The 6,500-nt window shown below is 64.0% G+C and carries 5 protein-coding genes; all 5 read right to left on the reverse strand.

The genetic code is table 11. The features are described from left to right. Complete coding sequence (locus ACTIMF_RS16320; RefSeq protein ID WP_442351335.1) at positions 1–858, reverse strand: MlaE family ABC transporter permease; 858 nt, start codon at positions 856–858, stop codon at positions 1–3. A gap of 363 nt (positions 859–1,221) precedes the next feature. Next, positions 1,222–2,616, reverse strand: a complete 1,395-nt coding sequence (gene ilvA, locus ACTIMF_RS16325) for a threonine ammonia-lyase IlvA (protein WP_442351336.1) — start codon at positions 2,614–2,616, stop codon at positions 1,222–1,224. Further along, complete coding sequence (locus tag ACTIMF_RS16330; RefSeq protein WP_442351337.1) at positions 2,570–2,839, reverse strand: hypothetical protein; 270 nt, start codon at positions 2,837–2,839, stop codon at positions 2,570–2,572. Before ACTIMF_RS16330 ends, ilvA begins: the two co-directional genes overlap by 47 nt. A 61-nt stretch (positions 2,840–2,900) precedes the next feature. Beyond that, positions 2,901–3,515 (reverse strand): IMPACT family protein, encoded by a 615-nt coding sequence (locus ACTIMF_RS16335; RefSeq protein WP_442351338.1) that lies wholly within the window; start codon positions 3,513–3,515, stop codon positions 2,901–2,903. A gap of 4 nt (positions 3,516–3,519) precedes the next feature. Beyond that, the coding region (gene dnaE / locus ACTIMF_RS16340; RefSeq protein WP_442351339.1) for a DNA polymerase III subunit alpha at positions 3,520–6,500 on the reverse strand (2,981 nt) is incomplete at its 5' end.

Genomic DNA, 6,500 nt, shown 5'->3' on the forward strand with positions numbered 1-6,500 from the left:
TCACACCACCTTCGCTGGGACGACGAGGGCGAACACCTGGGTGAGCACCACGTTCACGGTGAACAACAACAGGACGGAGTTGACGACTGCCGCGTTCACCGAGTTCGCGACGCCCGCCGGGCCACCGCTGGTGCTCAGCCCACGGTCACAGGCGACCACGGCGACGATGGCCCCGAATATCACGGACTTCACGAGCGCGAATATCAAGTCCGAGGTACTTGCGAACGACGCGAACGTCCCTGTGTAACTGCCTGGGGTGCCGCCCTGCGCGTACACATTGAAGACATAGCCGGTGATGAAGCCGACGAAGCACACGAAGCCGCACAGCAAGAACGCGACGACCATCGTCGCGAGCAGGCGCGGCGAGATCAGTCGCTGAATGGGGTTGACGCCCATGACCCTCATCGCGTCGATCTCGTCGCGAATGGTCCGGGACCCGAGGTCGGCGGCGATGGCCGACCCGACGGCGCCTGCCAGCAGCAGCGAGGTGACCAGCGGTGCGCCCTGGCGGATGACGCCGAGGCCGGTCGCTGCGCCCGAGAACGAGGTGGCGCCGATCTGTCCGGCGATGTTCGAGACCTGGATCGAGACGATGACACCGATCGGGATCGCGACGAGGAGAGTCGGAAAGACCGACGTCGACGCCATGAACGCGCACTGGCGGACGAATTCTTTGAATGGGAAGCGTCGTTTGACGATGTCGACGATCAAGACCCTGAAGACCTCGACGAACATCGCCAACTGGCGACCGAAGGTCTCAAAGGACTTGGTGATGTGCTCGCGGTACCACTTGCCCGCGCCGCTGCCCGACCATCTCGCGCCGAGTCCGGCTCTAGCCCCTAGCGTTTCGGTGCTCACTCCCCTGCCTTCGCGTCGTCAACCCTGAGGCCGTCGGCCCGACGGGGAAGTGTGTTCCCACCGGCCGTGGCAGCGTTTCGCGAGGGTGCCCGCTGATGTCCGCTGATCCTAAGAATCCTAAGAATCCTAAGAACCGTTGCTCCCTAAAATCCGCGGATTCTTGAATCCGTGGATCGAAGCATACACAGTGCCGACAGTTTCGTGTGCATCGAGTCACAGATACTTTTCAAGTGTTCGATGCATCATATGTCCCACTGCAGGTCACGCAGGTCTCAGTCGTGACCTAAGGGGCCATTAGGGCGGACACAGGCGTGTCGGGACCCGCCGACATCAGGTGAGGCAGGGATCGGGAGAGGCAGCGGGTCAGGTGAGATAGCGGTACGCGGGCGACCCCGGCTCGAGTCGCTCGACGTTCAACCGGGAACGCGACATCCGGTCCTGCAGCCCCGCCAGGCCACTCGGATCACCGAGTTCGACGCCGACCAGCGCCTCACCGGTGTCACGATTGTTGCGCTTCACGTACTCGAACAGCGTGATGTCGTCGTCCGGGCCGAGCACTTCGTCGAGGAATCGGCGCAAAGCGCCGGGCTCCTGCGGGAAGTTCACCAGGAAGTAGTGCTTGAGACCACGATGGACCAGCGAACGCTCGATCACTTCGCCGTACCGGGACACATCGTTGTTACCGCCGGACAACAAGGTGACGACACGTGCGTTCGCAGGCAACGACAGTTCGGCGAGTGCCGTGGTCGCGAGCGCACCCGCAGGCTCGGCGATGATGCCCTCGTTCTGGTAAAGCTCGAGCATCGTCGAACAGATGGCTCCCTCGTCGACGTGCATGATGGTGACGCTGCCTGGGGCGAGATCGACGTCGGAGCGGTCGATGACGGGCACCGCGGGGTGGTGCGCAATCGCGGGTAGGTCAGGATGTGCGACGACGCAGGCTCCCGCGGCTGCCATGACCGCGTGCCCGAGTCCGCCGATCCGCTTGACCGACGCTCCGTCGACGAACGGATCGACCGTCTCGAGCGTGTACGGCGAGCCGCTCACGAGCGCGGCGGCGAGCGATGCCGCGCCGCTGGGCTCGACACCGACGATCGCGACGTCGGGCGCCACCGCGCGCAGATAGGTGACGATGCCCGCCATGCAACCGGCACCGCCGACCGGAAGTACCACGACATCCGGCAGGCCGTCGAGCTGATCGACGAGCTCGGCACCGATGGTGCCCTGCCCGGACGCGGTCCGCGGATCGTCGAACGCGTGAATCCAGGTGGCTCCGGTGCGAAGGACATCGGCTTGCGCGGCCGAGGCCGCCGCGTCGTAGGTGTCGCCGACCGCGATCAGCTCCACGAATCCTTTGCCGTGCCAGTCGATACGATCGCGCTTCTGCTTCGGGGTCGTCGTCGGGACATAGATCCGACCCTCGATGCCCATGGTGGCGCACGCGAACGCGACGCCCTGCGCGTGGTTGCCGGCACTCGCCGCGACGACGCCTGCCGCCCGCTCGGCGTCGGACAGTTGTGCCATCACGTTGTAGGCACCGCGAATCTTGTACGAGCGGACGCCTTGGAGGTCCTCGCGCTTGATGTACACCTGTGCACCGGTGTCGACGCTCAGCCGCGGGCACGCTTCCAACGGGGTGCGCACGACGACGCCGTCGAGCCGCTGGGCGGCTGCGGCAATACTGTCACGACTCAGACCCGGAACCGGAGTGTCAGTGCTCTTGTCTGCGATATGCGGCGGCGTACTCACGCGGTCCATGGTCCCACCGTCGGCCGTACCAGAGGTATCCACCCCACCACACGGCGAGCACAGCGACCGCTGCCGTCCACGCTGCAACGATCGCGGATCCGCCGAAGAGGAGGACCGACGTCACCATGACGAGCCCGGCGCACACTGCGGCCAACTTGTTCATCGGCCACCGCGCACCGGCGACGTCGACGGCGGGGACCGATCGGATCTCGCGCTGAATGTGGGTGGTCATACCCAAAAGTGTAACTCATCCACATTGAATATTTCGGGTCTACGAATCTTCGTGTCACGGGTCACGAGAACTCGGTAGTCGATTCGAGGACCGTCGCGGCCCCGGACGTCACGGACAGCACGTGGTCGCGAACCCGGTCCTCGGCATCGAATGGGACCTGGACAACGAAGTCGACGGCGTCGGGCCCGTAGTCGGTGGACCGCACGGTACCCATCGAGTGCAGATCCGTCGCGATTCGACCCGAGTCGTCGACGGGAACGGTCAACCGGATGATGCTCGAGAGCGTGGCGTCGCGCAGATGCGCGGCGTCGAGCACCGCGGTCGCGCTGCCGCCGTACGCGCGGATCAGTCCGCCCGCACCGAGTTTGACGCCGCCGAAGTAGCGCACGACGACGATCGCAGCGTTCACCACCTGCCGCCCGGTCAAGGCAGCGAGTATCGGCGGGCCTGCCGTGCCCGCGGGTTCGCCCGCGTCGGCGGACCGGCTCTTCTGGTGCGGCCCCGCCCCGATCACGTACGCCCAGCAGACGTGATTCGCCCCGTCGGAGGGAACGCGGTCGACCAGCGATGCGGCCTCGTCCGGCGATCCGACCGTCGCCAGCGTCGCCACGAAGCGCGACTTCTTGATAGTCGTGGTCACGACGATTTCGCCCGCATCGGAGTCGAGGACGCGCACCGGTTCAGGTCAGGCAGCCGGGCCCGAGCAAGGCCTTCAGGTCGCCCATCAATGCCGACGACGGGTTGACACGCAGCGCCTCGGTGAGACGCAACTGTGTCTGCTTACGGTCGCTGACCAGAGTCACATGGACGTCCGAGGTCCCCGGGTGGCGGGTCAGCACCTGTTTGAGGTCGTTGACCCGGTCCGGCGTGCACCGATTGGTCGGCAACGTCAGCATCACCGGTTTGGTTGCGCCGACCTCGGTCAGATCCGGCACCGCGAGGTCGTTGGCGCTGATCATGATCGAGTCGTCGCGTTTGTTGACGCGTGCCCGCACCAGCACGATGTTGTCCTGCAGAAGGTCCATCCCGTAGGCGGTGAACGCACGCGGGAAGAAGTACACCTCGGCACCGCCGACCATGTCTTCGATGGTGACGGCGGCCCACGGCTCGCCCTTCTTATTGACGCGCCGCGTGACCGATGAGATTATCCCGCCGATCGTGATCTGCGCGCCGTCGGCGATGTTGCCTTCCAGAAGTGTGGAGATCGCAGTGTCGGTCTGCGCCGAGATCGCGTGCTCGAGTCCAGCGAGAGGATGGCCGGACACGTACAGCCCGAGCATGTCGCGTTCGAGGGCCAGCTTGTGTTTGGTGTCCCACTCTTCGTCGGGGATCTTGACGGCGAACACGTCGCCGACGTCCTCGACATCCGAGCCGCCGAACAGGTCGAACTGGCCGATCGCTTCGGCCTTCTTGGTACTCATCACCGCATCGACCGCATCGGCGTGCACCAGGAACAGTCCTTTGCGTGGATGCCCCATCGAGTCGAACGCGCCCGCTTTGATGAGTGACTCGGTGACCTTCTTGGTGCAGGCTATGACGTCGATCTTTCCGAGGTAATCGGAGAAGTCGGCGTAACGTTCCTTCGCTTCGCGCGCCGCGATGATCGACGAGACGACGCCGGTTCCGACGTTGCGGATAGCTGCCAGACCGAATCGGATGTCCTCGCCGACGGCCGCGAAGTTCGGCAGCGACTCGTTGACGTCGGGCGGGAGCACGGTGATGCCCATCTTGCGGCAGTCAGCCAGATAGATCGCGGCCTTGTCTTTGTCGTCGCCGACCGAGGTCAGCAGACCCGCCATGTACTCGGCCGGGTAATTGGCCTTCAAGTAGGCGGTCCAGAAGGACACGAGACCATAGCCTGCGGCGTGCGACTTGTTGAACGCGTAGCCCGCGAACGGCAGGACAGTGTCCCACAACGCGGTGATGGCGGCCTGCGAGTAGCCGTTGTCACGCATGCCGTCGGCGAAGCCGTCGTAGGCCTCGTCGAGGATCTCCTTCTTCTTCTTACCCATCGCACGTCGCAGCAGATCGGCCTGGCCGAGCGAATAGCCCGCGACCTTCTGCGCGATCTGCATGATCTGCTCCTGGTAGACGATCAGACCGTACGTCTCGGACAGGATCTCCTTGAGAGGCTCCTCCAACTCCGGGTGGATCGGTCGGATGTCCTGCAGACCGTTTTTGCGCTTGGCGTAGTCGGTGTGCGCGTTCACGCCCATCGGTCCGGGTCGGTACAGGGCGAGAACGGCAACGATGTCTTCGAAGCCGGTCGGCTGCATCATCTTGAGGAGCTCGCGCATGGCTGCGCCGTCGAGCTGGAACACGCCGAGCGTATCGCCGCGCGCGAGCAGCTCATAGGTCTTCTCGTCTTCGAGCGGCAGGGTGTCCAAGTCGAGGTCGACCCCGCGGTTGGTCTTGATGTTCTCGATCGCGTCGCCAATGACCGTCAGATTTCGCAGACCGAGGAAGTCCATCTTCAGCAGGCCGATGGCCTCGCACGACGGGTAGTCCCAGCCGGTGATGATCGCGCCGTCCTGAGCACGCTTCCACACCGGGATCGCATCGGTCAGCGGCTCCGAGGACATGATCACCGCACACGCGTGCACACCCGCGTTACGGACCAACCCCTCCAACCCGAGGGCGGTGTCGTAGATCCGCTTGACGTCCGGATCGGTCTCGATCAGCGTGCGCACCTCCGACGCCTCGGAGAACCGTTCGTGCTCCGGGTCGGTGATGCCCCAGACCGGGATGTCCTTGGCCATGATCGGCGGTGGCAGTGCTTTGGTGATGCGGTCGGCGATCGAGAAGCCCGGCTGACCGAACTGCACTCGGGCCGAGTCCTTGATCGCAGCCTTCGTCTTGATCGTGCCGAAGGTAATGACCTGGGCGACCTTGTCGTGACCCCACTTCTCCGACGCGTACGTGATCATCTCGCCACGCCTGCGATCGTCGAAGTCGATATCGATATCGGGCATCGACACGCGCTCCGGGTTCAGGAACCGCTCGAACAGCAGACCATGCGGAATCGGATCGATATTCGTGATACCCATCGCATACGCCACCAACGAGCCCGCAGCACTACCTCGACCCGGCCCCACCCGGATACCGACCTCCAGCGCATGACTGATCAAGTCGCCGACCACCAGGAAGTACGCTGGGAAACCCATCTGGTTGATCACCGACAACTCATACTTCGCGCGATCGACGTACTCGGTCGGAACCACCTGACCGGAGAACCGACGATCCAGACCCGTCATCACCTCGTGCTCGAGCCACGACTCCTGCGAATACCCCTCGGGAACCGGAAAGATCGGCATCCGGTCATGGTGGGTGAACACGTCGTCATACGGGGTGACCCGCTCGGCGATCTCCAACGTCGAATCACAGCCACCCGGAACCACACCGTCCCACAACTCGCGCATCTCCTGCGCGGACTTGAGATAGTAGCCGTCACCGTCGAACTTGAACCGAGTCGGATCAGAGAGCGTCTTGCCCGTCTGAATGCACAAGAGCGCCTCGTGCGAGGACGCATGCTCACGAGTCACATAGTGACAATCGTTAGTCACCAACGGTTTGATGCCGAGTTTTCGACCGACGTCCAACAGACCCGACCGGACCCGTTGCTCGATCTCCAGGCCGTGCTCCATCAACTCCAGATAGAAGT

The organism is Gordonia sp. (in: high G+C Gram-positive bacteria) (assembly GCF_052106715.1).
Taxonomy (GTDB): Bacteria; Actinomycetota; Actinomycetes; order Mycobacteriales; family Mycobacteriaceae; genus Gordonia.